Origin of the sequence: Maritimibacter alkaliphilus HTCC2654 (assembly GCF_000152805.1) — a bacterium.
Classification (GTDB): Bacteria; Pseudomonadota; Alphaproteobacteria; order Rhodobacterales; family Rhodobacteraceae; genus Maritimibacter; species Maritimibacter alkaliphilus.
Map to the genome: position 1 here is coordinate 3,598,797 of NZ_CH902578.1, position 21,602 is coordinate 3,620,398.

The 21,602-nt window shown below is 65.3% G+C and carries 20 protein-coding genes and 1 riboswitch; of the genes, 13 read left to right on the plus strand and 7 right to left on the minus strand.

Annotated elements, in window-relative coordinates; all coding sequences use genetic code 11:
• Positions 1-9: 9 nt before the first annotated feature.
• Entirely contained in the window at positions 10-1,371 is a 1,362-nt protein-coding gene (gene ftsY / locus RB2654_RS18690) for a signal recognition particle-docking protein FtsY (protein WP_008334745.1), read from the plus strand.
• Positions 1,372-1,374: 3 nt separating this feature from the next.
• On the opposite strand, the gene RB2654_RS18695 is transcribed toward ftsY, so the two are convergent.
• On the minus strand, positions 1,375-1,893 hold the full coding sequence (locus tag RB2654_RS18695) for a hypothetical protein (protein WP_148912624.1): 519 nt from the start codon (positions 1,891-1,893) through the stop codon (positions 1,375-1,377).
• 285 nt (positions 1,894-2,178) lie between these two features.
• Between RB2654_RS18695 and RB2654_RS18700 the strand changes: the two genes are divergently transcribed.
• The 3 genes from RB2654_RS18700 to RB2654_RS18710 are packed head-to-tail and all read left to right on the plus strand — an operon-like array spanning position 2,179 to position 4,317.
• Entirely contained in the window at positions 2,179-2,721 is a 543-nt protein-coding gene (locus tag RB2654_RS18700) for a hypothetical protein (protein ID WP_148912623.1), read from the plus strand.
• Positions 2,722-2,730: 9 nt separating this feature from the next.
• On the plus strand, positions 2,731-3,633 hold the full coding sequence (locus RB2654_RS18705) for an EamA family transporter (protein ID WP_008334750.1): 903 nt from the start codon (positions 2,731-2,733) through the stop codon (positions 3,631-3,633).
• A gap of 42 nt (positions 3,634-3,675) precedes the next feature.
• Positions 3,676-4,317, plus strand: a complete 642-nt coding sequence (locus RB2654_RS18710) for an inner membrane-spanning protein YciB (protein ID WP_008334752.1) — start codon at positions 3,676-3,678, stop codon at positions 4,315-4,317.
• A gap of 17 nt (positions 4,318-4,334) precedes the next feature.
• Here the strand turns inward: RB2654_RS18710 and RB2654_RS18715 are convergent, their stop codons facing one another.
• Genes RB2654_RS18715 through RB2654_RS18725 form a run of 3 tightly spaced genes read right to left on the minus strand, consistent with a single transcriptional unit; the run spans position 4,335 to position 7,035 of the window.
• Positions 4,335-5,462, minus strand: coding sequence for a hypothetical protein (locus tag RB2654_RS18715; protein ID WP_008334759.1), 1,128 nt, complete (start codon positions 5,460-5,462; stop codon positions 4,335-4,337).
• Complete coding sequence (locus RB2654_RS18720; RefSeq protein ID WP_040885257.1) at positions 5,459-6,160, minus strand: glutathione S-transferase N-terminal domain-containing protein; 702 nt, start codon at positions 6,158-6,160, stop codon at positions 5,459-5,461. The genes RB2654_RS18715 and RB2654_RS18720 overlap by 4 nt, the downstream gene beginning before the upstream one ends.
• Positions 6,161-6,180: 20 nt before the next feature.
• The gene (locus tag RB2654_RS18725) at positions 6,181-7,035 is read right to left on the minus strand and encodes an alpha/beta hydrolase family protein (RefSeq protein WP_008334761.1); all 855 of its coding nucleotides are present in this window, start codon (positions 7,033-7,035) and stop codon (positions 6,181-6,183) included.
• Positions 7,036-7,158: 123 nt separating this feature from the next.
• A riboswitch (SAM riboswitch) is annotated at positions 7,159-7,237 on the plus strand.
• A 42-nt stretch (positions 7,238-7,279) separates the two neighbouring features.
• On the opposite strand from RB2654_RS18725, the gene RB2654_RS18730 reads away from it, so the two are divergent.
• From RB2654_RS18730 to RB2654_RS18740, 3 genes are all read left to right on the plus strand, one after another.
• Positions 7,280-8,458 (plus strand): aminotransferase class I/II-fold pyridoxal phosphate-dependent enzyme, encoded by a 1,179-nt coding sequence (locus RB2654_RS18730; RefSeq protein ID WP_008334762.1) that lies wholly within the window; start codon positions 7,280-7,282, stop codon positions 8,456-8,458.
• 81 nt (positions 8,459-8,539) lie between these two features.
• On the plus strand, positions 8,540-9,643 hold the full coding sequence (gene folE2 / locus RB2654_RS18735) for a GTP cyclohydrolase FolE2 (RefSeq protein WP_008334763.1): 1,104 nt from the start codon (positions 8,540-8,542) through the stop codon (positions 9,641-9,643).
• 24 nt (positions 9,644-9,667) lie between these two features.
• Positions 9,668-10,633 (plus strand): NAD(P)-dependent alcohol dehydrogenase, encoded by a 966-nt coding sequence (locus RB2654_RS18740; RefSeq protein ID WP_008334764.1) that lies wholly within the window; start codon positions 9,668-9,670, stop codon positions 10,631-10,633.
• A 2-nt stretch (positions 10,634-10,635) separates the two neighbouring features.
• Here the strand turns inward: RB2654_RS18740 and RB2654_RS23945 are convergent, their stop codons facing one another.
• Entirely contained in the window at positions 10,636-10,788 is a 153-nt protein-coding gene (locus RB2654_RS23945) for a hypothetical protein (RefSeq protein WP_008334765.1), read from the minus strand.
• An 87-nt stretch (positions 10,789-10,875) separates the two neighbouring features.
• Positions 10,876-12,237: an FMN-binding glutamate synthase family protein gene (locus RB2654_RS18745; protein WP_008334766.1), complete on the minus strand. Its 1,362-nt coding sequence runs from the start codon at positions 12,235-12,237 to the stop codon at positions 10,876-10,878.
• Positions 12,238-12,394: 157 nt separating this feature from the next.
• Here RB2654_RS18745 and RB2654_RS18750 point away from each other — a divergent pair, with 157 nt between their 5' ends.
• Both RB2654_RS18750 and RB2654_RS18755 read left to right on the plus strand, forming a co-directional pair.
• Complete coding sequence (locus tag RB2654_RS18750; RefSeq protein ID WP_008334767.1) at positions 12,395-13,843, plus strand: TrkH family potassium uptake protein; 1,449 nt, start codon at positions 12,395-12,397, stop codon at positions 13,841-13,843.
• The gene (locus RB2654_RS18755) at positions 13,843-14,949 is read left to right on the plus strand and encodes a cystathionine gamma-lyase (protein ID WP_008334768.1); all 1,107 of its coding nucleotides are present in this window, start codon (positions 13,843-13,845) and stop codon (positions 14,947-14,949) included. Before RB2654_RS18750 ends, RB2654_RS18755 begins: the two co-directional genes overlap by 1 nt.
• A gap of 53 nt (positions 14,950-15,002) precedes the next feature.
• On the opposite strand, the gene RB2654_RS18760 is transcribed toward RB2654_RS18755, so the two are convergent.
• The gene (locus tag RB2654_RS18760; RefSeq protein WP_085986940.1) at positions 15,003-16,715 is read right to left on the minus strand and encodes a serine protease; all 1,713 of its coding nucleotides are present in this window, start codon (positions 16,713-16,715) and stop codon (positions 15,003-15,005) included.
• Between the two features lie 189 nt (positions 16,716-16,904).
• Between RB2654_RS18760 and RB2654_RS18765 the strand changes: the two genes are divergently transcribed.
• The 4 genes from RB2654_RS18765 to glyS all read left to right on the plus strand — a co-directional run bounded on the left by RB2654_RS18765 (position 16,905) and on the right by glyS (position 21,599).
• The gene (locus RB2654_RS18765; RefSeq protein ID WP_008334770.1) at positions 16,905-17,843 is read left to right on the plus strand and encodes a glycine--tRNA ligase subunit alpha; all 939 of its coding nucleotides are present in this window, start codon (positions 16,905-16,907) and stop codon (positions 17,841-17,843) included.
• Positions 17,840-18,331 (plus strand): DUF6446 family protein, encoded by a 492-nt coding sequence (locus RB2654_RS18770; RefSeq protein ID WP_008334772.1) that lies wholly within the window; start codon positions 17,840-17,842, stop codon positions 18,329-18,331. Before RB2654_RS18765 ends, RB2654_RS18770 begins: the two co-directional genes overlap by 4 nt.
• Positions 18,332-18,388: 57 nt before the next feature.
• A complete protein-coding gene (locus RB2654_RS18775) occupies positions 18,389-19,264 on the plus strand; it encodes a DUF1206 domain-containing protein (RefSeq protein WP_008334774.1) in 876 nt (291 codons plus the stop codon).
• Positions 19,265-19,370: 106 nt separating this feature from the next.
• Entirely contained in the window at positions 19,371-21,599 is a 2,229-nt protein-coding gene (glyS, locus tag RB2654_RS18780) for a glycine--tRNA ligase subunit beta (RefSeq protein ID WP_008334775.1), read from the plus strand.
• Positions 21,600-21,602: the final 3 nt, after the last annotated feature.

Below are 21,602 nucleotides of genomic sequence, written 5' to 3' on the forward strand. Positions count from 1 at the left end.
GGAGGCGTCATGTCGTTTTTTTCTAAACTCAAGGACCGGTTGACCAAATCCTCGTCCAAGCTGGAACAGGGGCTGGAGGCGATCGTCGAGGATGGCGGGGTCGAGGAAGAGGCCGTTTCGGCCCAGCCCGAACCGACGCCGCCCCCCGGTCCGACACCAGCGCCCGGGCCGGGGCCGGATGCGGAACCGGAGCCTGCGCCCGAGCCGACCCCGGAACCGGAAAACGTGCCCCAGCCCGATCCGGTGACCCCGCCGACCGAGCCGACGCCGGATACGCCGCCCACCGAGATTCCCACCCCGGACAGCGACCCGGAGCCGGACGCGCCGACCACACCGCCGCCGGGGCCGTCCGAGATCCCGCAAACGCCCGACGTGACGCCGGACCCGACGCCCCTGGAGACGCCGCAACCGGCGGACCCGAAGCCGGACCTCACGCCGATGGAAATTCCCACGCAAAGCCCGGACACGGGCGAGGCGCGGGGCGAAAAGCCGGGGTTCTTCGGACGCCTCATGGGGCGCGGCGCGGCCAAGACGACCGTGGTGCGCCGGGTGCTGGACGACGACATGCTCGAAAGCCTCGAGGAACTCATGATCGCGTCCGACATGGGCGTGGACACGGCCTTGCGCGTATCGGCCAACATCGCCGAGGGGCGTCTGGGCCGGAAGGTTTCCGTCGAGGAGATCAAAGAAATCCTCGCCAAGGAAATCGCGCGGGTGATGGAGCCTGTGGCCAAGCCGCTGCCGCTTTATCCGAACCGCCCGCAGGTCGTGCTGGTCGTCGGCGTCAACGGTGCGGGCAAGACCACGACCATCGGCAAGCTCGCCTCGCAGTTCCGCGCGGCTGGCAAGTCGGTGGTGATCGCGGCGGGCGACACGTTCCGCGCCGCCGCCGTCGAGCAGCTTCAGGTCTGGGGCGAACGCGCGGGCGTGCCGGTGCTGACCGCGCCCGAAGGGTCCGATCCCGCCTCGCTCGCCTTCGATGCGCTGACCAAGGCGCGGGCCGACGGTGCCGACCTGTTGATGATCGATACGGCGGGCCGGCTCCAGAACCGCGAAGACCTGATGGCGGAACTGGCCAAGATCGTCCGCGTCATCAAGAAGATCGACGACAGTGCGCCGCACAACACGCTTCTCGTGCTGGATGCCACCACCGGGCAGAACGCCCTGAGCCAGGTGCAGACCTTCCAGAAACTCGCCGATGTCTCCGGGCTGGTCATGACCAAGCTCGACGGAACGGCGAAGGGCGGCGTGCTGGTCGCGCTGGCCGACAAGTTCGGCCTGCCGATCCATGCGATCGGCGTGGGCGAGCAGATCGACGATCTGGCCCCCTTCGACCCCGACGATTTCGCCAAGGCGCTGACCGGGCTTTGACCCTTACGCGTCCTCGGCCGCGAGGTCATGCACCTCCTGCCGCAGGGCCCGCGTGGTTTCCGGGTCGAGCTTCATTTTGCGGGCGAGCCAGTCGACCGCCTTGTCCCGGTTCACAGTGCCATAGAACTCACGCTCGTCCTTCAACCCGTTGAGCTGTGAATAGATGACGAACAGACGATGCAGCATCAGCATGGCGAGGTTCGGCACCACCACGGCGACAAGCCCCTCTTTCGGAACGTCCTCATAGCTGCGCCGCTCCATCGCGACCCGCGCGGCATCGCTGGTGCCGGCCTTCACGAACCGCAGGTTTCCACCGTCGATGATCGCGGGAAGGCCCACGTCCATGTCCGGCTCTTCGCCGTTCAGAATGCGTTTCCAAGGGTCGAGCATGTCACGATTGGAATAGGGGTCCGAGACGAGGATATGGATGACCTTGGCGGATTTGAGCAGCCTGAGTTTGTGTATCGTTCGGCTCCTGACGGAAATGACGGGGCGGACGGTCGAACCGGCACGCCGTGACAATAATACTCCCAGTATACATGGGCGCCCGATCACGCTGAATGTTTATCTTACGTGAATCTTTTGAATCCGAAGGGCCGAATCGCCGCGGGTTTCGGGGCGTGACCATAGGGCCGGGCGGGCGTCGGCGGCGTGGATCGACGCGGGATTTCCCTTGTTAACCGCTTTTCCCGGCGACGCAAAAAAACCGGGACTTCTGCCCAATTGTTTTCAAATTCGACGGCTATGTGCGATATTGTCATCATCACAAGTCAGGTTTTCCTGACCACAACGAGCAGATTTCAGGGCATGGCCCGACGCAGAGCAACAGAACCCACGCTCCTTCTGAAAGGAACCCGCACCGCGATGTCCTTCGTCGCCGAGGCGCGGCGGCTTGCGATTTCCGATCCCTATCCCGAAGACGGGCAGGCGGGGTATTCGGTCATGGCCGACGTGCTGGCGCGGGCCGTGCTGTTTGCGAACTGGGAGGTGGTGGGCGCTGCCGCGCTGATCCGGGCGGGCGATACCGTGCGCGTGGCCGAGGCGGGGCTGATCGGGGCGTTTCGCACCGACGAATACATGCGCCGGCTGACCTGGCGGATGCTGGCGGACGCCGCCCACGAACTCGCCGATACGGTCGAGATACAGGATGCCTGGCGCGAGTCACTGGATATCGCGCCCTTCATCAACCGCCGCCGCGTGAACCGGGCCGAGGACAAGGCGGCGCGCCCCATGCCGATCGGGCGGCTGACGATTCCCATGGACGCCGCGATGGCCGCACGTCTGGCCGACAGCGAGCGTCAGGGCAGGGGCCGCGGAATCCCTCGTGCACCTCGGGGAATGTCGCTGTAATCAGCGCGGATGAGCGAATGGATTCGCGGTCTCGAAGGCACCGAGGCCGGACATACGGCGGCCCTCGCGCTCGCGATACTCGCGGCCCTGCTTCACGCCCTTTTCGGTGCGCTCCAGAAGGGGCGGCATGATCCGTGGCTGTCGCGCGGGGCGATTGATGCGTCCTACGGCCTGATGGCCGCGCCGTTCGCGCTTTTCGTGGTGCCGTGGCCCGATCCCTCGCTGATCCCGCTTTTCGCGCTGATCATGGTGATCCACATCCTCTACAAGATCGCGCAGGGCGTGACCTATACGCTGGGCAGCTACACCGTGGTCTATCCGGTCGTGCGTGGCACCGGCCCGCTTTTCACCGTGATCGGGGCGGGTATCCTGTTCGGCGAGCATTTCACGGCAATACAGTGGCTGGGCGTCGCGCTGCTCGTCTCGGCGATCTATGGCCTTGCGCTATACAACCTGAAGCACTGGCAGGTGGGGCGCGACAAGCTCAAGCCCGCGCTGGCCATGGCGGTGGTCACCGGGTTGTTCGTGGCGCTTTATACGACCGTCGACGCCTATGGAATCCGCGCCACCCCCGATCCGTTCACCTTTCTGGCGTGGTTCTTCATGCTCGACGGCATCACCTTCGCCGTCGTCGCCGCGATCCGCTATGCGCGCATGTCCGACCGCCCCGCGCCCGGCCCTCTCGCGCTGCGGGGGCTGACCGGCGGGGTGGTCGCCTATTTCTCGTTCGGGTCCATCATGCTCGCCACCCGGCTCGACGATGTGGGCGAGGCGGCGGTGCTGCGCGAAACATCGACCGTTTTCGCGGCCCTGATCGGCTGGCTGGTCTTGAAAGAGAGCACGGGGCCACGACGGGTCACACTCATGGGTTTGATCGCGCTGGGGGCTGTAATCGTCGAAATGGGGGGTTAAATAGGCGGTGATCCATCCGAGGCACGAGGGCGCGAACCAACCATGGCCGACACGACCGACACCAACACCCAGGACACGGCTGAGAAAAAGGTGAACCCCTGGCTCAGGGCCGCGCTCGAATACGGGCCGATCATCGCGTTCTTCGTGGGCTACATGCTCGTGCGCGACATGAGCTTCACCGTGGGCGGGCGCGAATATCAGGGCTTCCTCGCCGTCACCGCCGGGTTCATCCCGTTGCAGGCGATCTGCACCTTCCTGCTGTGGCGCGTGACCGGCAAGATCTCGGCCATCCAGATCGCGACCGTGGTGCTGGTCGCGGTGATGGGCGGTATCTCGATCTGGCTCAACGACGAGCGGTTCATCAAGATGAAGCCGACGATCCTGTATGTCTTTTTCTTCCTCATCCTGATGTTCGGCATCCTGCGCGGGCAGAGCTACATCAAGATGATAATGGATCACACGGTCCCGATGAGCGACGAGGGCTGGATGATTATCACCAAGCGCCTCGCCATGTTCTTCGCGGTGCTCGCGGTGTTGAACGAGGTGGTGTGGCGCACGATGTCGACCGATATGTGGGTCAACTTCAAGACCTTTGGCCTGCCGCTCGCGATCTTCGTTTTCTTCATGACCCAGTCCGGCGTGTTCCAGAAATACGGCACGGACGAGGATAAGGCGGACGCCTGAGCGGGCGTTGAAGCGGGCTAACCGCCTGACGTTTCTTTCAAACGCAAAAGCGCCTTGATGCGTGCGGCGAAGCTGCGCTCCGAGCGTTCGCGCTCAAGCGGTTCCGGCGCCAGTTGGGCGAGGTAGAGCGCGGCCAGTTTGCGGCCCGGACCTGCCCCTTGGGGCAGGGTCAGACCGGCCTTTGCGACCAATCCGTCCAATCGCACAACCGTTTCAGGGGCAAGCTCTCGCATGACGGGGTCGAGGGGCGCGGCGGTCATGTCGGGCCGGAACGGCGCAACGTCGGGTCGATAGTCGATACCCGTGTTGGTCGCGAGCCAGTCGAGTTCCGCGTCCAGCCTGTCCGGGTCGATGCAGGCCACGGGCGCCGCGAAACGCGGGCCGTCGATGTTCTGTTTCAACAGGCGCAGGAACCCTTTGCGCGCCTCGGCAAGGCGCGGACGGCCGGTCGAGACGGGCATGGCATCGTTGAAGATCCACAAAAGCCGTGTCACCTCGGCATTGAGGCTTTCGTTCCGCCGTTTTTCTTTGAAAGCATCGGGCGCGACGCGGCAATGCGCGGCGAAGTCCTGCACGGGAGAGCCACCCGCCAGCGCCTCGGGTCGAAAGTCGCGCAAGGTGATCCGCTCGCGCGGCAGGCGGTCGAGCCATGGCTCCAGCCGTTTTCGATACTGGAACGGGTCGAAGTCGCGGGGCAGGCGGTCGAAGAGCTTCAGCCGTTGTTGCAGCGCCGATCCGAAAAGCCCGATGGGTTCGCGCACATAGGCAAAGACCTCCAGCCTGCGCCCCGACGCCTCGATCCGGTCCGCGAGCGCGTGGAGTTTGTCGGGCGGCGCGTTCGATATGACCTCGGCGGACAGAACCAGCGTGGGTGTGCGTCGTGCGAGTTCCGTGTCGAATGCCGCATCCCAGCGGGCGCGCCGTGCCTCGACCTGCGTGGGCGAATGCCCCCGGTTCAGGTGCTGGCGCATCCGGGCGGGGTCGTCGGACAGGAGCGTCGCGAGCGGCAGGTTGTGAAACAGGGTCTCACCGAACCGCACCACCCGCACCTCGCCCGTGTCCACGCCCGACAGCGACGCCTGTATCGACGACGAGCCGGTCTTGGGCAGGCCGATGTGCAGGATGACGCGTTTCAGGGGCGTCACCGTTTGAACAACACCTTCTGCGCGTCCTTGTCGTCTTGCAGTTTCGACCGTTTCTCGGCGCCCACGGCCATTCCTGCCTTGACCGCCTCACGCGCGCCCACCGTGTCCAGCCAGCGGGCGAGGTTGGGTTTGTCGTCCAGCGTCTGCTCCTGACGCTCCCACAGAGACGCCCAGCCATAACAGGCCATGTCGGCGATGGAGTAGAAGTCGCCGCCCAGATACTCGGCTTCGGCCAGCCGCCGGTCCATCACGCCATAGAGCCGCCCGGTTTCGGCCCGGTAGCGATCCTTGGCGTAGGGCAGGTCGTTGGGCGGGTCCATCGCGGGGGCGTAGGTCAGGAAATGGTGCGCTTGTCCCGCCATCGGGCCAAGGCCGCCCATCTGCCACATGAGCCACTGGTCCACGGCGATGCGGTCGCGCTCGGTCGGGCCGCAGAACTGGCCGGTCTTGCGGGCGAGGTATTGCAGGATCGCGCCGCTTTCGAAAATCGAAACGGGCGCGCCGTCCGGCCCGTCCGGGTCCACGATGGCGGGCATCCGGTTGTTGGGCGCGATTTTCAGAAAGTCCGGTTCGAACTGCTCGCCCTTGCCGATGTTCACGTAGTGCACGTCGTAGGGCAGGCCCATTTCTTCGAGCGCGATGGTGATCTTCCAGCCGTTCGGGGTGGGCCAGTAGTGGAGTTCGATGGGTTGTGTCATGTGAGCCTCCTTGTCGGGGGTCAGGATGACGTATTCCAAGCGAAGGGCAAGAGGTGGGCGCGGGAGTGGGTCGGTTCGCCAAGCCATGCAAACGGCAGGTCGCCGCGGATCACGGCGGCGTAGAGCGGGAACAGGCCGGGGCGCAGGTAAAGGCTCCAATGGCAGATTTTTCGTGAGGGCGCGCCGATGCGGTAGCCAAAACGGGCGAGCCGCGCGCGCGTCGCAGGGGTGTCCACGGGCAGGTCGGTCCAGCCTGCAAGGCCGGGAAGCCCCGCACCCAGAGCGCGACCGCGAAAACCCATGACGGCCTCCAGCATCAGGTCGAAGACCGCGTTCTCGCCGCTCGTGACGTTCAGCACATCCGCCAGCCGCCCTGCGGGCGATGCCATCGCGGCCCGCGCGCGCGACCGCAGCTCGGCCCCCGCGATCAGCACCAGCCGCCCGATCCGACCGGCCGGGGCATGGGCGGTGGCCGACAGCGCGACGCGGGCGCCGAGCGAATGGCCGAGCATGTGAACGGAGCGGTCGAGCGTGGCGATCAGCCCGGCGAGCGCGCGTCCAGCGTCGCCCGCGTTGCGATAGGCCTGCCAGATCGACCCGATGGCGTTCCAGCCGAACGCGATGACCAGCCCTTCGGCCCGGCCCCCGATGCCCAGATGCCGGGGCCACGAGATGACCTTCCAGTTCCGGCGCGGGGCCCGTTCGGCGAGGATCGTCCGATGCGGGCAATGCCCCTCGGTGCCGGGGGCGTATTTGTAGCCGTGGATCAGGATCACGATCGGGGCGTTCGGTGGCAGATCGGCCAGCGCCCGGGACAGCGCGGCGCGGTCGAACTCCAGCCCGTTCTGCCCGGCGTTGACGATGACCTGCACCATGGACCCATGCCCGGTTGCCTCATTCCGACCCAGAATGCTGCACCTCCGTAAAGGCCCCATGACCCGCGCGTAACGGTGCTGTAAAACATCGGCCACCTTGACCTGACGCGGGTCTGGGGCTATCGCGATTGCCGTGGCGATTTGTCTTCCGGATTGCGGGCCACGTTAATCACTCCGCTAAAGAGGTCTGGGACGATGAACGCCCCCGGCTTTCCGGTTGGGCGTTTTTTGTTGGAGAGGCGACATGGACAAGTATTCGAAACGCACCCGCGCCGTGCACGGCGGCATCCGGCGCAGTCAGTATGGCGAGTTGTCCGAGGCCATGTTCATGACGCAGGCCTTTTCCTATCCCTCCGCCGAAGCCGCCGAGGCGCGGTTCGTCGAGGCAGGCGATGACGAATTCATCTATGCCCGCTACGGCAACCCGACCAACCGCATGTTCGAAGACCGCCTCGCCCAGATCGAAGGGACCGAGGATGCCTTCGCCTGCACCTCGGGCATGGCGGCCGTGAACGGCGCGCTGATGGCACTGACCAAGGCGGGCGACCACGTGGTATCGAGCCGCGCCTTGTTCGGGTCATGCCTATACGTGATCGAAGAGGTGCTGGGGCGGTTCGGGGTGGAAATCACGCTGGTCGACGGCACCGACAACGCGGCGTGGGAGGCGGCGATCCGCCCGGACACGCGGCTGGTGTTCCTTGAATCGATCTCGAACCCGACGTTGGAGGTCATCGACCTGAAACACGTGATCGACGTGGCGCACAGGAACGACGCGCTCGTCATCGTGGACAACGCGATGATTACGCCGGTCTTTTCCTATGCGGCGGATCTGGGCGCGGACCTGATCGTCTATTCCACGACCAAGCACGTGGACGGGCAGGGCCGGATGCTCGGCGGTGCGATCTGCGGCTCGAAAGAGCTGATCCGTGGCCCGATCGAAACCTACATGAAGCACACCGGGGGGGCGATCAATCCGTTCGCGGCTTGGACGCACCTCAAGGCGCTCGAAACCATCGACCTGCGCGTGCGCGCACAGTCCGACACGGCTTTGTTCATCGCGAACGCGCTGGCCGACCATCCGAAAATCAGCCGGATGAGCTATCCGTTGCACCCGTCGCATCCGCAATACGACATCGCCAAGGCTCAGGCGCCGTCGGGCGGCACGGTGCTGGCGTTCGAGGTGAAGGGGGGCAAGGACGGGGCGTTCAGGTTCCAGAACGCCTTGGAATTCATCATCATTTCCAACAACTTCGCGGATGCCAAGTCGATCGCCACGCACCCGGCGACGACCACGCACCAGCGGCTGCCGCAGGACCAGAAGGATGCGCTGGGCATCACCGACGGGCTGATCCGGTTTTCCTGCGGGCTGGAAGACCCCAAGGACATCCTGTCGGATATCGAACAAGCCCTGTCGGTGATCTGACGCGACACGGCAGACGTAAGCTGGTAAATCCCTGAAGCGGACCCCACATATGGGGCCGCGGACAGTCCGGGAGGGCCTGCCATGAACCATATTCCGTCCAAGGTGCTTGCCGCGCCGGAACTCGACGATGCCAAGGCTGCGCTGGAGACGTTGCGCGACTGGGCGCGCGGGGCGACACCGGAAGAGGTGGCCGCACTGGACCCCGCGATTTCGCGGCTTCTGCCCGGTGGCGAGGTGTCGAACTATCCGGCGCTGTCGCGCACCTACGATCCAGACTTCGAGGCGGATGCGGATTACAAGGCGACGCTCCCCGATCTTCAGAACGGCCCCGCCTCGCTTATCCAAGGCGAGCGGCAGGACATTCAGCATGTCGGGATTTCGAACTTCCGCCTGCCGCTGCGCTACCGCACCCGCGACAACGGCGATCTTCAGCTCGAAACTTCGGTCACCGGCACGGTGAGCCTCGAGGCCGAGAAGAAGGGCATCAACATGAGCCGCATCATGCGCTCGTTCTATGCCCATGCCGAAAAGACGTTCTCGTTCGAAGTGATCGAAGCCGCGCTCGACGATTACAAGACCGATCTGGAAAGCCTCGACGCGCGGATCGAAATGTCGTTTTCCTTCCCGATGAAGGTGAAAAGCCTGCGGTCGGGGCTGGAAGGCTATCAGTATTACAACATCGCGCTTGAACTGGTCGAAACCAAGGGCGTGCGCCGCCACTTCATGCACCTCGACTATGTCTATTCGTCGACCTGCCCCTGCTCGCTGGAACTGAGCGAGCACGCGCGCCAGACGCGCGGCCAGCTTGCCACGCCGCATTCGCAGCGTTCGGTCGCGCGGGTGTCGGTCGAGGTCGCGCCGGGCCAGTGCTGCCTGTGGTTCGAAGACTTGATCGAGCTGTGCCGCGCCGCCGTGCCGACCGAAACGCAGGTGATGGTGAAACGCGAAGACGAACAGGCGTTCGCGGAACTGAACGCCGCCAACCCGATCTTCGTGGAGGACGCCGCGCGGCTCTTCACCGAACAGCTCAAGGCAGATGACCGGATCGGGGATTTCCGCGTGGTCGCAAGCCATCAGGAAAGCCTGCACAGCCACGATGCCGTGTCGATCCTGACCGAGGGCGAGACGTTCCGCGCCCAATCGCTCGACCCGCGCCTCTTCTCAACCCTGATCCATCAGGGCTAAGGTCTGTCCCGGGGGAACCGGGACATGAAAGCAGCATTCGCGCCGAAATACGGACCACCGGACGTGGTGGAGATCCGGGACATGCCACGCCCTGTCGCGGGGGCGGGCGAGGTTCTGGTGGAAATCCACGCGACCACCGTGACGCGGACCGACCGCGAAACCCTTCGCGGCCACCCGTGGTTCGCGCGTCTGGTCACCGGGCTGACCGGCCCGAAACACCCGGTGCTCGGCATTGATTTCGCCGGCGTCGTCGTCGAGGTCGGCCCCGGCACCAGCCGTTTCTCCATCGGCGACCGCGTCTTCGGCCTCTCGCCATCGCGGTATGGATGCCACGCCGAATGGGTCGCCGTGTCCGAAGACGGCGCGATTGGCCATATTCCCGAGACGCTCGCGTTTCACGAGGCGGTGGTGGGGGAGGGCGCGTGGTACGCGCACAGCAACCTCGAAGCCTTCGGGCTCGCCTCCGGGCAGGACGTCATGATCTACGGCGCGTCAGGGGCCATCGGCACGGCAGCGGTCCAACTCGCCAAGGCGCGCGGTGCGCATGTGACGGCGGTGGTCGGCACGCGCCACACGGACCTTGCGGCCGCGCTCGGGGCCGATCTGGTCGTGAATTACATGACCGAGGATTTCACGGCCCGGCCCGAACGCTACGACCTTGTCTTCGACGCGGTGGGCAAGACGACCTATCCCGCCTGTCGCAAGCTGCTGAAACCCCAAGGCGCATATTACGCCTCCGACCTCGGCCCCTGGGGGCAGACCGTCTGGCTGTCGCTCTGGTCCGCCATCACACGCTCGCGCCGCGTGGTCATCGGGATGCCGCGCGACCCGCGCGAGGTCATCGGGTTTCTGGGCGACATGCTGGCGGACGGACGGTATCGCGCGGTCATCGACAGTCACTATGACCTCGACGACATTTCGGCGGCCTACGCCCATGTCGCCACCGAGCAGAAGACAGGGATCGTGGTCATAGACGTGAAGCCGCGCTGACCTCAGACGGCGGCGGCGAAACTGTCGGCGCGGGCCATGTCCCAGAATTTCGCGAAGGCCGGGTGGGTCACGTTGTGATCCAGCAACTCCCCCGGCTCGACCCAGTCGTATTGCGAGCGGGCCGAGCGCACCTCGCGTGCGTTGATGCGGATCATCAGGTGGTCGGGCTTCAGGTCTTTGGGATGCGTCAGGCCCGAGGCCCCGATCGTCTCGGCCAGCGCCTTCAGCGTGTTTTCGTGGAATTAATAGACGCGCGCGGCCTTGTCGTTCACGTCCAGCGCCCGGTAGCGGCCCGGATCCTGCGACGTGACGCCTGTGGGGCATTTCCCGGTGTGACAGGTCTGGGCCTGAATGCAGCCCAATGAAAACATATAGCCGCGCCCCATGTTGCAGGTGTCGGCCCCAAGGGCGAAGACCCGCGCCATGTCGAAGGCCGAGATGAGCTTGGCGGAACAGACCAGCCGGATCTTGTCGCGCAGGCCGAGGCCGACGAGCACGTTCTGCACCAGCATCAACCCCTCGCGCAGCGGCGCGCCGATGTGATCGGCGAACTCGGCGGGTGCGGCTCCGGTCCCGCCTTCCGAGCCGTCGATGGTGATGAAATCCGGGTGCTCGCCGGTTTCGACCATCGCCTTGCAGATCGCGAACACCTCCCACGGGTGGCCGACGCACATCTTTATGCCCACGGGCTTGCCGCCGGACAGGTCGCGCAGCTTCGCGATGAATCCCATCATCTCGACCGGGGTGGAAAAGGCCGAGTGCGCGGGCGGGCTCAGGCAATCGACCCCGATGGGAATGCCGCGCGCCTCGGCGATGTCGGCGGTGACCTTGGCACCCGGAAGGATGCCGCCGTGGCCCGGTTTGGCCCCTTGCGACAGCTTGATTTCGATCATCTTCACTTGATCGGAGGTGGCACGGGCCGCGAAGGCATCGGGCGAGAAACGCCCAGCTTCGTCCCGGCATCCGAAATACCCCGACCCGATCTGCCAGACGAGATCACCGCCATGTTTGGTATGGAACCGGCTGATCGAGCCTTCGCCGGTGGTCTGCGCGAAGTTCCCGCGTTTGGCGCCGATGTTCAGCGCCTCGACCGCGTTGGGCGACAGCGCCCCGAACGACATGCCGGAAATGTTCAGCACGCTCGCCGAATAGGGTTTGTCGCACTGCCCCTCGCCGAAGGTCACGCGAAAGTCGTGGTCGGTGAGATGCCGCGCCATGAGCGAGTGGTTGATCCACTCGTGCCCGACCTGATGCTGGTCGCGCAGCGATCCGAACGGGCGCAGCCCTTCGAGCCCCTTGGACCGACGATAGACGAGCGCGCGCTGCTCGCGCGAAAACGGCACCTCCTCGTGATCGCTTTCCAGAAAATACTGCCGGATTTCGGGCCGGATCGATTCCAGCAGGAACCGGATGCGTGCCAAGACCGGATAATTCTTGAGCACCGCGCGCTTGCGCTGGACAAGGTCGTAGGTGCCGACCGCCGCCCCCACCGCGCCGAGCGCGGCGATGACGCCGCCCCAGAACGGCATGGCGAAGGCCAGCGCGATACCCGCCGGGATGGCGAGGACGAGAAGCGCGTAGGGCAGATAGCGGATGTTGGACATGACAGGCCTCCATTGCCTCGTCCCCCAGCCCGGACGCGACACGTTCCTCCCCTGTCCGAGATGAGCGTCGCAGGGGGTGCGACAACTTGTCAAGCATCCCGCGCACGGGCGTTCGCTCTCGCTTGACAGTCCTCGCGGGCAAGGCCAGTGCTTTCATATGTTCGATCTGCGCCCCGTGGTCTACGTCATTGGTTTGGTCGTCGCCGTGCTCGGGGTGACGATGCTGCTGCCGATGATGGTCGATCTGTTCTTCGGTCGCCCGGATTGGACGGTGTTCCTGCAATCCGCGATCATCACGGTGACGTTCGGCGCGGCTATGTCCATCGCGACGGCGAACGGTGTGGGCGGGGGGCTGTCCGTTCAACAGACCTTCCTGCTGACCACGCTGATCTGGGTGGCGCTCCCGCTGTTCGGCGCGCTCCCCTTCATCTTCGGCGAGATTCAGGCGCGCCCGGTCGACGCGATATTCGAGGCGATGTCGGGCCTCACCACCACCGGATCGACGGTGTTTTCGGGGCTCGACGCGATGCCCGAGGGACTGCTCGTCTGGCGCTCGATGCTGCAATGGTTCGGCGGTATCGGGATCATCGTCGTCGCGATGGTGTTCCTGCCGGAACTGCGCGTGGGCGGGATGCAGATCTTCCGCTCGGAGGCCTTCGACACGATGGGCAAGGTGCTGCCGCGTGCCGCCGAAATCGCGGGGCGGATCACGTGGATCTACCTTGCCCTGACGATCCTGAACGTGCTCGCCTATCTGCTCGTCGGCATGACGCCCTTCGACGCGATCAACCACGCCTTCACCACCATGTCGACCGGAGGGTTCTCGACCCATGACGCCAGTTTCGGCGTCTATCAGGGCGCGCCGGAATACGTCGCGGCCGTCTTCATGATCCTCGCCTCGCTGCCGTTCGTGCGCTACATCCAGCTTGTCGCGGGCACGGCCCAGCCGCTGTTTCGCGACAGCCAGATCCGCGCTTATCTGGGCACGATCCTTGTCATCACGCTGGTCATGACGATCTACCGCCTCGTGGCCAATGGCGACCATTTCGAACATGGCTTTCGCGAGGGCGTGTTCAACGTGACTTCGATCATGTCCGGCACCGGCTATGCCAGCGTCGACTACCAGCTCTGGGGCACGTTCCCAATCGTCGCTTTTTTCTTTCTGGGCCTGATCGGGGGCTGCGCGGGGTCGACCGCCTGTTCGGTCAAGATCTTCCGCTACCAGATCCTGATCGCGGCGATCCGCGCCCGGATCATGCAGATCCTCGCGCCCCACGGCGTGTTCACCCCCCGGTTCGAGGGGCGGCCGATCTCCGAGGCGGTGCTGTCGTCGGTCATGGCGTTCTTCGTCATGTTCGTCGTCTCGCTCGGCATTCTCGCCGTGCTTCTCAGCATGACCGGGCTGGACATGGTGACTTCGCTCTCCGGGGCCGCGACGGCGATCGCGAACATCGGGCCGGGTCTGGGCGATACCATCGGGCCGTCCGGCAATTTCGCGACGTTGAACGACACGGCCAAGTGGCTCCTGACCGCAGCGATGCTGGTCGGGCGGCTTGAGCTTCTGTCGGTCTACGTTCTGTTCACCATGCGGTTCTGGAGGGGCTGATGTCCGACGAAAAGCGCGCCGCGCGCCTGCAACACCTGCGTGCCGAAGGGCTGGCCAAGGGCGATCCGCTCGCCCTGCCGCTCACGATGGCGTCCATGTTCAACCTGCCTGGAAACCCCGAGCCGGGGGTGGCGGGCTATGGCCGGATGGACAACCCGGTCTGGGACGCGGTGGAAGAGGCATTGGCATTGATCGAAGACGCGCCGGTCCGCGTGTTCCCCTCGGGCATGGCGGCGATCTCGGCGGCGCTGTTCGCGGTCTTGAAGGCGGGCGACCGGATATTGGTGCCGTCCGACGGCTATTACACGACGCGGCTTCTGGCCGACCGTTACTTTGCCAAGCTGGGGGTCGAGGTCGTCGAACGTCCGACCGTCGCCTTTTCCGAAGGCGGCTATGACGGCTTCGCCCTCGTGTTCCTCGAAACCCCCTCCAACCCCGGTCTGGACGTGATCGACCTTGCCGGGGCCTGTGCAGCCATTCGTGCGGCGGGCGGGGTGAGCGTCGTCGACAACACGACCATGACCCCGTTCGGACAGCGCCCGCTGGACCTTGGCGCAGACCTGGTCGTCGCGTCCGACACCAAGGCGCCCGGCGGGCATTCCGATGTGCTCATGGGGCATGTGGCGACCCGCGATGCGGCGCTGCTCGACGAGGTGACGCAGTGGCGCAAGCTGTCGGGCGCGATCCCCGGCCCGTTCGAGGCATGGCTTCTGCATCGGTCGCTGGAGACCCTGGAAGTCCGGTTCGACAGGATGTGCGCGAATGCTCAGGTGATCGCCGAACGGCTGGCGGATCATCCGGCGGTCGGGCAGGTTCGGTTTCCGGGCTTTGCAGGCGACCCCGCCCATGCCGTCGCGGCGAAACAGATGACACGGTTCGGGTTTCTGATCGGTCTGACGCTCAAAGACGAGGCGGCGGCGGAAGCGTTTATCAACGGCTGTGCGATGCTCGCGCCGACTACGTCGTTCGGGGGCACCCATTCGACGGCCGAACGGCGCGCGCGTTGGGGGGATGACGTGGCGCCGGGGTTCGTGCGCCTGTCGGTCGGGATCGAACCCGTGGACCCGCTCTGGCAGGCCCTCGACACCGCGCTTTCGGCGCTCTGATACGAAAAACGCGCCCCGGAGGGCGCGTTTTCCTGTTCAAACGGCGGCGCGCCTCACTCCCAGCAGCTGACCAGCACCGACATATCGGCGGCCTTCACCGCAAGCGCGTGGGGCGACAGGGACGAAGCCGGGGTCACGGGTTCCGTGACCACGCCGTTCGCCTCGAGGAATGCGGCCAGCGCCGGGGCCTTGGTGGCGAAGGACACTTCGTCGGGGAACTGGCGGCTCCCGTCGCTGTCGGATTTCAGCATACCCAGCACCATCCCGGCATTGTCCACGATCGGACCGCCCGCATCGCCATCCTGCGCTTCGAGGTCGAGCCGATAGACATTGTCTTCGCCGTCCAGCCCCTTGATGTCCGCCAACTGCCCGAAGGTGAGCGTGGCCGAGGACAGCCGCCCGCCGAACGAATAGCCCGCGACCGCGAGGTCCGACTTGATGCGCGGCTCGCCCGAGGACAGGGAAGCGACCGCAAGCGGGGCAAGCGCCTGTTCCGGCTTCACGATGGCGGCGCCGAGCGCCTCGTCCGTGGCGACGACGCTGGCCGGGTAGCTTTCGTCCAGCGTAATCTGGGAACATCCGGCGACCGCTTCGGTGGTGGTCAGCACGGTGCCGTCGCCCGCCACGTAGAACCCGGTGCGCGCCCGGTCGGCCCGGCGGATCTCCAGACCGGACACAAGGTCCACGCTCTGCATGGCCTCGTCCAGCCCGGCGTTGTCGTCGAGCACGGTCGGCCCGGTGGACGTGAACCCGTCCTTCATCGCCGACAGCGCGATGTTGCGGCGCTTTTCGTCGCCGGTGGGCCAGATCAGCATGTAGCCCTTCACCGCCCCGTCCACGACCTCGGCATAGGTGTAGCTGACGATGTCACGGTTCGATCCGGTGATCTCGAAGCTGTTCTCGCCGCGCGAGCGTTCGCCCTGTGTCGGCACGACTTCGAGCGATTGGAGGATGTCGTAAAGCCCGTAAAGCGTCGACTGTCCGCCGGATTGCGAAATCAGCACGACGCGCACGCCCTGATCGCCCTCGTAATGGGCGAAGGGGGCCTCGTAACGGTCGAAGTCGGCCATGGCCGTCGGCATGATAAGTTCGATGCCCGCGTCCTGATCCATGACCGAGGCGAGCGCGAGGCTGTCGAACACGGCGTTGTAGTCGCCGATCAGCTCGTCGCGCTGTCGGGTCGTCAGAATGCCGGTCGCCTCGTATCCCTTGGCTTCCTGCCAGGCCGCCATCGCGCCGCGCGTACCGGGGCCGAAGGCGCCGTCGATGCCGGAAGTGTAGAAGCCCTCGAACTGAAGGGCGATCTGAAGCGCCTCGCGCGCCTCCCGGTCAAGCTGGGCTTCCGACTGGCGCGCTTCCTGCGGGGTCTCTTCGGGGACGATCGGCTCGGGTTCTGGCTCCGGCTCGGCCACAATCACCGGCGCTTCCGCCTGCGTTTCCGTGACCGCGGGCGTTTCGTCCGCCTCGGTCCGGCTGTTCGCGCCGACGGGCCAGAACTGCTGACCGAAGGCCGCGCCGTCCGACACATAGGCATCACCCGGCACCGCGCCGCTGCGGATCAGATCGACGAGCACGGCGGCAGCCTCGGTCTCGGAATAGGGGCCGAGCGCGGTGGCATACCAACCGGAGGCACCGAGGCGGAAACCCACCACGTCGTCGAGCTCCGAATCATAAAGCCGCGTGGCATTCTGCGCTTCGGTGAGGGTCGTGTTCGCCTCCACCTGAACCCAGAAGGTATCCTGAGCGAAAGCAGACGTGCTTCCCATGAGTCCCGCAAATAGTGTGATCGCCCCGGTGAGCCGCTTCATATGTCCTCTTTGCCCCTTCGGGGCCCCTGCAAATTTCATTCGGATCAGTAACACATGACCCATCCGGCGAGGTCAATATCGGCCCGGTCGATTGACCCTGACCTGTGGCAGTCCTATTGAGACGCGGACATCGCGCGAGGTGACGAAATGGCCGAATTCACGAAACCGAAGAGCTTTCAGGAAATCATCCTGCGGCTTCAGACCTATTGGGCGTCCAAGGGCTGCGCGATCCTGCAACCTTACGACATGGAGGTCGGCGCGGGCACGTTCCACCCGGCCACGACGCTGCGCGCGCTGGGGTCGAACGCATGGGCCGCGGCCTATGTCCAGCCGTCGCGCCGCCCCACCGACGGGCGTTATGGCGAGAACCCGAACCGGCTTCAGCATTACTATCAATATCAGGTGCTTATCAAACCGTCGCCGCCGGATTTGCAGGCGCTTTACCTCGGCTCGCTCGAGGCCATCGGGATCGACATGGCGCTCCATGACATCCGCTTCGTCGAGGACGACTGGGAAAGCCCGACGCTGGGCGCCTGGGGTCTGGGGTGGGAGGTCTGGTGCGACGGCATGGAAGTCAGCCAGTTCACCTATTTCCAGCAGGTCGGCGGGCATGACTGCCGCCCGGTCTCGGGCGAGCTGACCTATGGCCTTGAGCGCCTCGCGATGTACGTGCTTGGCATCGATCACGTTATGGAGATGCCGTTCAACGACCCGCAGTCGCCCATCCCCCTGAGCTACGGCGACGTGTTCCGGCAGACGGAGGAGGAATACTCCCGCCACAACTTCGACGCGGCGGATACCGAAAAACTGCTGCGCCATTTCGAGGATGCGGAACGCGAGTGCCAGTCGATCCTGTCGCACGAAGCCGAAGACCCCAAGACCGGCAAGCGCATCGTCATGGCGCATCCGGCCTATGACCAGTGCATCAAGGCCTCCCACATCTTCAACCTGCTCGACGCGCGCGGCGTGATCTCAGTCACAGAACGTCAGGCCTATATCGGCCGCGTCCGCGCGCTCGCCAAGCTTTGCGCCGACGCCTTCGTGCAGACCGAGGCGGGCGGGTTCAGCGCGGAGAGCGCGGCGTGAGCGGAAAACTTGTTGCGGGGTTCATCGTCGTGGTCACACTCATCTTCGGGATCGTCCTCTACTACACGCAGGTCTATGCCTATTACGACCGGGTGAACGCGGAAGAGGTGAGCTTCACGATGGTCAACATCTCGACCGGTCTGGCCGAGCCGATCATCGCGGATGACATCGAGGCCATCGACGGCACGTCCAGCCCGATCCGGTTCCGCGCCTGTTTTACCGCCGGCATGTCCAGCCCGACGATGCAGGAGACCTACGTGGCCTATCCCGAGCCGACGCCGCTCAACGCGCCCGGCTGGTTCGATTGCTTCGACGCGCAGGAAATCGGCACCGATCTGGAGGACGGTCAGGCGGTGGCGTTTCTCAGCGAAAAGAACATCCACGACGGCGTGGATCGCGTGATCGCGGTCTACCCCGACGGGCGCGCTTTCGCGTGGCATCAGCTCAACGAGAAATTCAACGACGAGGGCAGCGAGCCGATCCAGTGATCGGAACTTAACGCCGGGGCAGGGGATTGGGGTAGCATCCTCAATCGGAGCTGCCCCATGTCCACCACCCTCGATCTCGACCAACCGCCCGGCTGGGTCGTGCCGCTGATGCGGTTCGGTTATGCCGCGCGCGGCGTCACCTATGTCATCCTCGGTGTCCTCACGTTCCTCGCAGCCTGGACGGGCGGCGAAGCCGAAGGCACCTCCTCCGCTCTCGCGAGCCTGCGCGACCAGCCGTGGGGCGTGCCGCTCCTCTGGGTCGTGGCGGCGGGTCTGCTGGGCTATGCCATCTGGCGCTTCGTCGCCGCGTGGTGGGATCTCGAACTTCACGGCACCGGGGCCAAGGGCCTGATCGCGCGTGCTGGTCTGTGCATCACCGGCGCGATCCACGCGGGCCTCGCCGTGTCGGCGGCCCGTCAGGCCATCGGGTCGAGCGGCGGGGAAAGCGACAGCGTGAAAACCCTCGCCTCGTGGGTGCTGCAACAGGAGCCGTGGGGCAAATGGGTGCTCATCGCGATCGGCGCGGCCACGGTCGGGGCCGGGATCTACTACGGCTACAAGGGGTTCAACGAGAAATACAAACGCCACATGCGCCAGTCGCCGCGCTCGCAGGCATTGGACCCGGCGATCAAGTTCGGTCTTGTGGCGCACGGCGTCGTCATCGCGATCATCGGCTTTTTCCTGATCGGCGCGGGCTGGACGGCGGACCCGTCGCAGGCCGGGGGGCTGGGTCAGGCGTTCGAAGCCGTGCGCGCGCAACCCTTCGGGCGCATCCTGCTGGGCGCGCTGGCCATCGGCCTTGTCGGCTTCGCGATCTACTGCTTTGCCGAAGCCCGCTACCGGATCGTGCCGCGCTGCGCGAGCCCGGACACCAAGACGCTCGCCGGCCGCTTCGACACCACGTTCGAACGTGCCATCGCGCGGGTAAGCTGACCCAACGGGACGTCCCGGGGCCCGCTGCCTCTGGACGTCCCATCCCCCCTTCGGTAACACGGCCCGGACCCCGCCTGATGGCGCCAACAGACCGTGGAAGACCGATATGGCCGATCTCCTGATCGAACTCTTTTCCGAGGAAATCCCAGCACGGATGCAAGGCCGCGCTGCCGAGGATCTCAAGAAACTCGTGACCGACGGTCTGGTCGAGGCGGGTCTGACCTATGGCGGGGCGGCGGCTTTTGCCACGCCGCGCCGTCTGTGCCTGACGCTCACCGACCTGCCCGCCATGTCGCCCGACACGCGGGAAGAGCGCAAAGGGCCGCGCACCGACGCGCCCGAAACGGCGCTGGAGGGGTTTTTGCGTTCGACCGGGCTGACCAAGGATCAGCTTGAAGCGCGCGACGAGAAGAAGGGGCAGGCCTGGTACGCCGTGATCGCGAAAAAGGGCCGCCCGGCAGCCGACATCGTGGCCGAGGTTCTGGAAAGGACCATCCGCAACTTCCCGTGGCCCAAGTCGATGCGCTGGGGGGCGGGGAGCCTGAAATGGGTGCGTCCGCTGCATTCGATCCTGTGCATCCTGTCGGACGAGGGCGGGGCCGAGGTCGTGCCGCTCGACATCGACGGGATCGCGGCGGGCGACACCACGCAGGGCCACCGCTTCATGGCGCCGGGGCCGTTCAAGGTGTCGTCCTTCGACGACTATCAGGCCAAGCTGAAAAAGGCCTGCGTCGTGCTCGACCCGGCCGAGCGGGCCGAGACGATCTGGCATGACGCCGAACAGGCCGCCTTTGCCGCCGGGTTCGAGCTTGTCGAGGACAAGGGGCTTCTGTCCGAGGTGGCCGGGCTGGTGGAATGGCCCGTTGTCCTCATGGGGGACATCGGCGCCGACTTCATCGACCTGCCGCCCGAGGTGCTTCAGACCTCGATGAAAGAGCACCAGAAATTCTTTTCGGTGAAGAACCCCAAGACGGGCCGGATCGAGAAATTCGTGACCGTCGCCAACCGCGAGACGGCGGATGATGGCGCGACGATCCTTGCGGGCAACCAAAAGGTGCTGGCCGCGCGTCTGTCGGACGCCAAGTTCTTTTGGGAAAACGACCTGCGCACGGTGGCGCAACACGGCATGACCTCGATGTCCGAAAGCCTGACCAACGTGACCTTCCACCGCGAGTTGGGCAGCCAGTCCGAGCGGATCGACCGGATCGCCGCTTTGGCCCGGCGGATCGCGCCGATGGTGGGCGCGGAACCGGACGAGGCGGTGCTGGCGGCCAAGGTGGCGAAAGCCGACCTCGCATCGGAAATGGTCTACGAATTCCCCGAATTGCAGGGGATCATGGGGCGGTATTACGCGAAACGTGCGGGTCTGTCCGATGCCGTGGCCGATGCCTGCCGCGACCACTATTCGCCCCTCGGCCCGTCCGACGATGTGCCGACCGCCCCCGTTTCGGTCGCTGTGGCGCTGGCCGACAAGTTGGACACGCTCACGGGCTTCTGGGCCATCGACGAAAAGCCCACCGGGTCGAAAGACCCCTATGCGCTGCGGCGCGCGGCCCTTGGCGTGATCCGGCTGGTGCTGGCGAACGACCTGCGCCTGAATCTGGACCCCGTGTTCGACATGCAGCTTCTGCGCCTCAAGGGCGCGCGGGAAGCGGCCCTGCCGAATGATGGCGTCGCTATGATGATCGACGAGATCGCCGACCACGGTGTGTTCGCCGCCGCGCTGGAAACCGTTCTGGATGCGTTCAAGGATCGCGACGGGGCCGAAGCTCTGGCCGGGCTCAAGACGGCCGTGCCGGACCTGTCCGACGACCTTCTGGCTTTCTTCCACGACCGGCTCAAGGTCCACCTGCGCGACGAAGGTATCCGCCACGACGTGATCGACGCCTGCCTGAACATGCCGGGCAACGATGACCTGACGCTGCTGGTCAAACGCGCCCGCGCGCTCGCCGCCTTCCTTGCGACCGAGGACGGGGCGAACCTGACACAGGGCTTCAAACGTGCTAACAACATCCTCACGCAGGCCGAGGAAAAGGACGGGGTGGAGTATTCGTTCGGGGCCGATGTGAAATTCGCGGAAGCGGCCGAGGAAAAGGCGCTGTTCGCCGCGCTCGACTCAGCCGCCGCACCGCTCAAGACGGCGATGGAGGCCGAGGATTTCGCAGGTGCAATGTCGGTCATGGCGGACCTGCGCGCCCCGATCGACGCATTTTTCGAGGCCGTTCAGATCAACACGGAAAACCAGATCGTTCGGCGCAACCGTTTGAATTTGCTGGCACGTATTCGCGATATATGCATGAGTGTTGCAGATTTGACGCGGATCGAGGGTACGTAAAAA

Excerpts from the sequence above, each read along its gene's own strand:
- ftsY (WP_008334745.1), top strand. The coding sequence starts at position 10 with ATGTCGTTTTTTTCTAAACTCAAGGACCGGTTGACCAAATCCTCGTCC.
- RB2654_RS18700 (WP_148912623.1), top strand. The coding sequence starts at position 2,179 with ATGGCCCGACGCAGAGCAACAGAACCCACGCTCCTTCTGAAAGGAACC.
- RB2654_RS18705 (WP_008334750.1), top strand. The coding sequence starts at position 2,731 with ATGAGCGAATGGATTCGCGGTCTCGAAGGCACCGAGGCCGGACATACG.
- RB2654_RS18710 (WP_008334752.1), top strand. The coding sequence starts at position 3,676 with ATGGCCGACACGACCGACACCAACACCCAGGACACGGCTGAGAAAAAG.
- RB2654_RS18720 (WP_040885257.1), bottom strand. The coding sequence starts at position 6,160 with ATGACACAACCCATCGAACTCCACTACTGGCCCACCCCGAACGGCTGG.
- RB2654_RS18725 (WP_008334761.1), bottom strand. The coding sequence starts at position 7,035 with ATGGTGCAGGTCATCGTCAACGCCGGGCAGAACGGGCTGGAGTTCGAC.
- RB2654_RS18730 (WP_008334762.1), top strand. The coding sequence starts at position 7,280 with ATGGACAAGTATTCGAAACGCACCCGCGCCGTGCACGGCGGCATCCGG.
- folE2 (WP_008334763.1), top strand. The coding sequence starts at position 8,540 with ATGAACCATATTCCGTCCAAGGTGCTTGCCGCGCCGGAACTCGACGAT.
- RB2654_RS18740 (WP_008334764.1), top strand. The coding sequence starts at position 9,668 with ATGAAAGCAGCATTCGCGCCGAAATACGGACCACCGGACGTGGTGGAG.
- RB2654_RS23945 (WP_008334765.1), bottom strand. The coding sequence starts at position 10,788 with ATGATCCGCATCAACGCACGCGAGGTGCGCTCGGCCCGCTCGCAATAC.
- RB2654_RS18745 (WP_008334766.1), bottom strand. The coding sequence starts at position 12,237 with ATGTCCAACATCCGCTATCTGCCCTACGCGCTTCTCGTCCTCGCCATC.
- RB2654_RS18750 (WP_008334767.1), top strand. The coding sequence starts at position 12,395 with ATGTTCGATCTGCGCCCCGTGGTCTACGTCATTGGTTTGGTCGTCGCC.
- RB2654_RS18755 (WP_008334768.1), top strand. The coding sequence starts at position 13,843 with ATGTCCGACGAAAAGCGCGCCGCGCGCCTGCAACACCTGCGTGCCGAA.
- RB2654_RS18760 (WP_085986940.1), bottom strand. The coding sequence starts at position 16,715 with ATGGGAAGCACGTCTGCTTTCGCTCAGGATACCTTCTGGGTTCAGGTG.
- RB2654_RS18765 (WP_008334770.1), top strand. The coding sequence starts at position 16,905 with ATGGCCGAATTCACGAAACCGAAGAGCTTTCAGGAAATCATCCTGCGG.
- RB2654_RS18775 (WP_008334774.1), top strand. The coding sequence starts at position 18,389 with ATGTCCACCACCCTCGATCTCGACCAACCGCCCGGCTGGGTCGTGCCG.
- glyS (WP_008334775.1), top strand. The coding sequence starts at position 19,371 with ATGGCCGATCTCCTGATCGAACTCTTTTCCGAGGAAATCCCAGCACGG.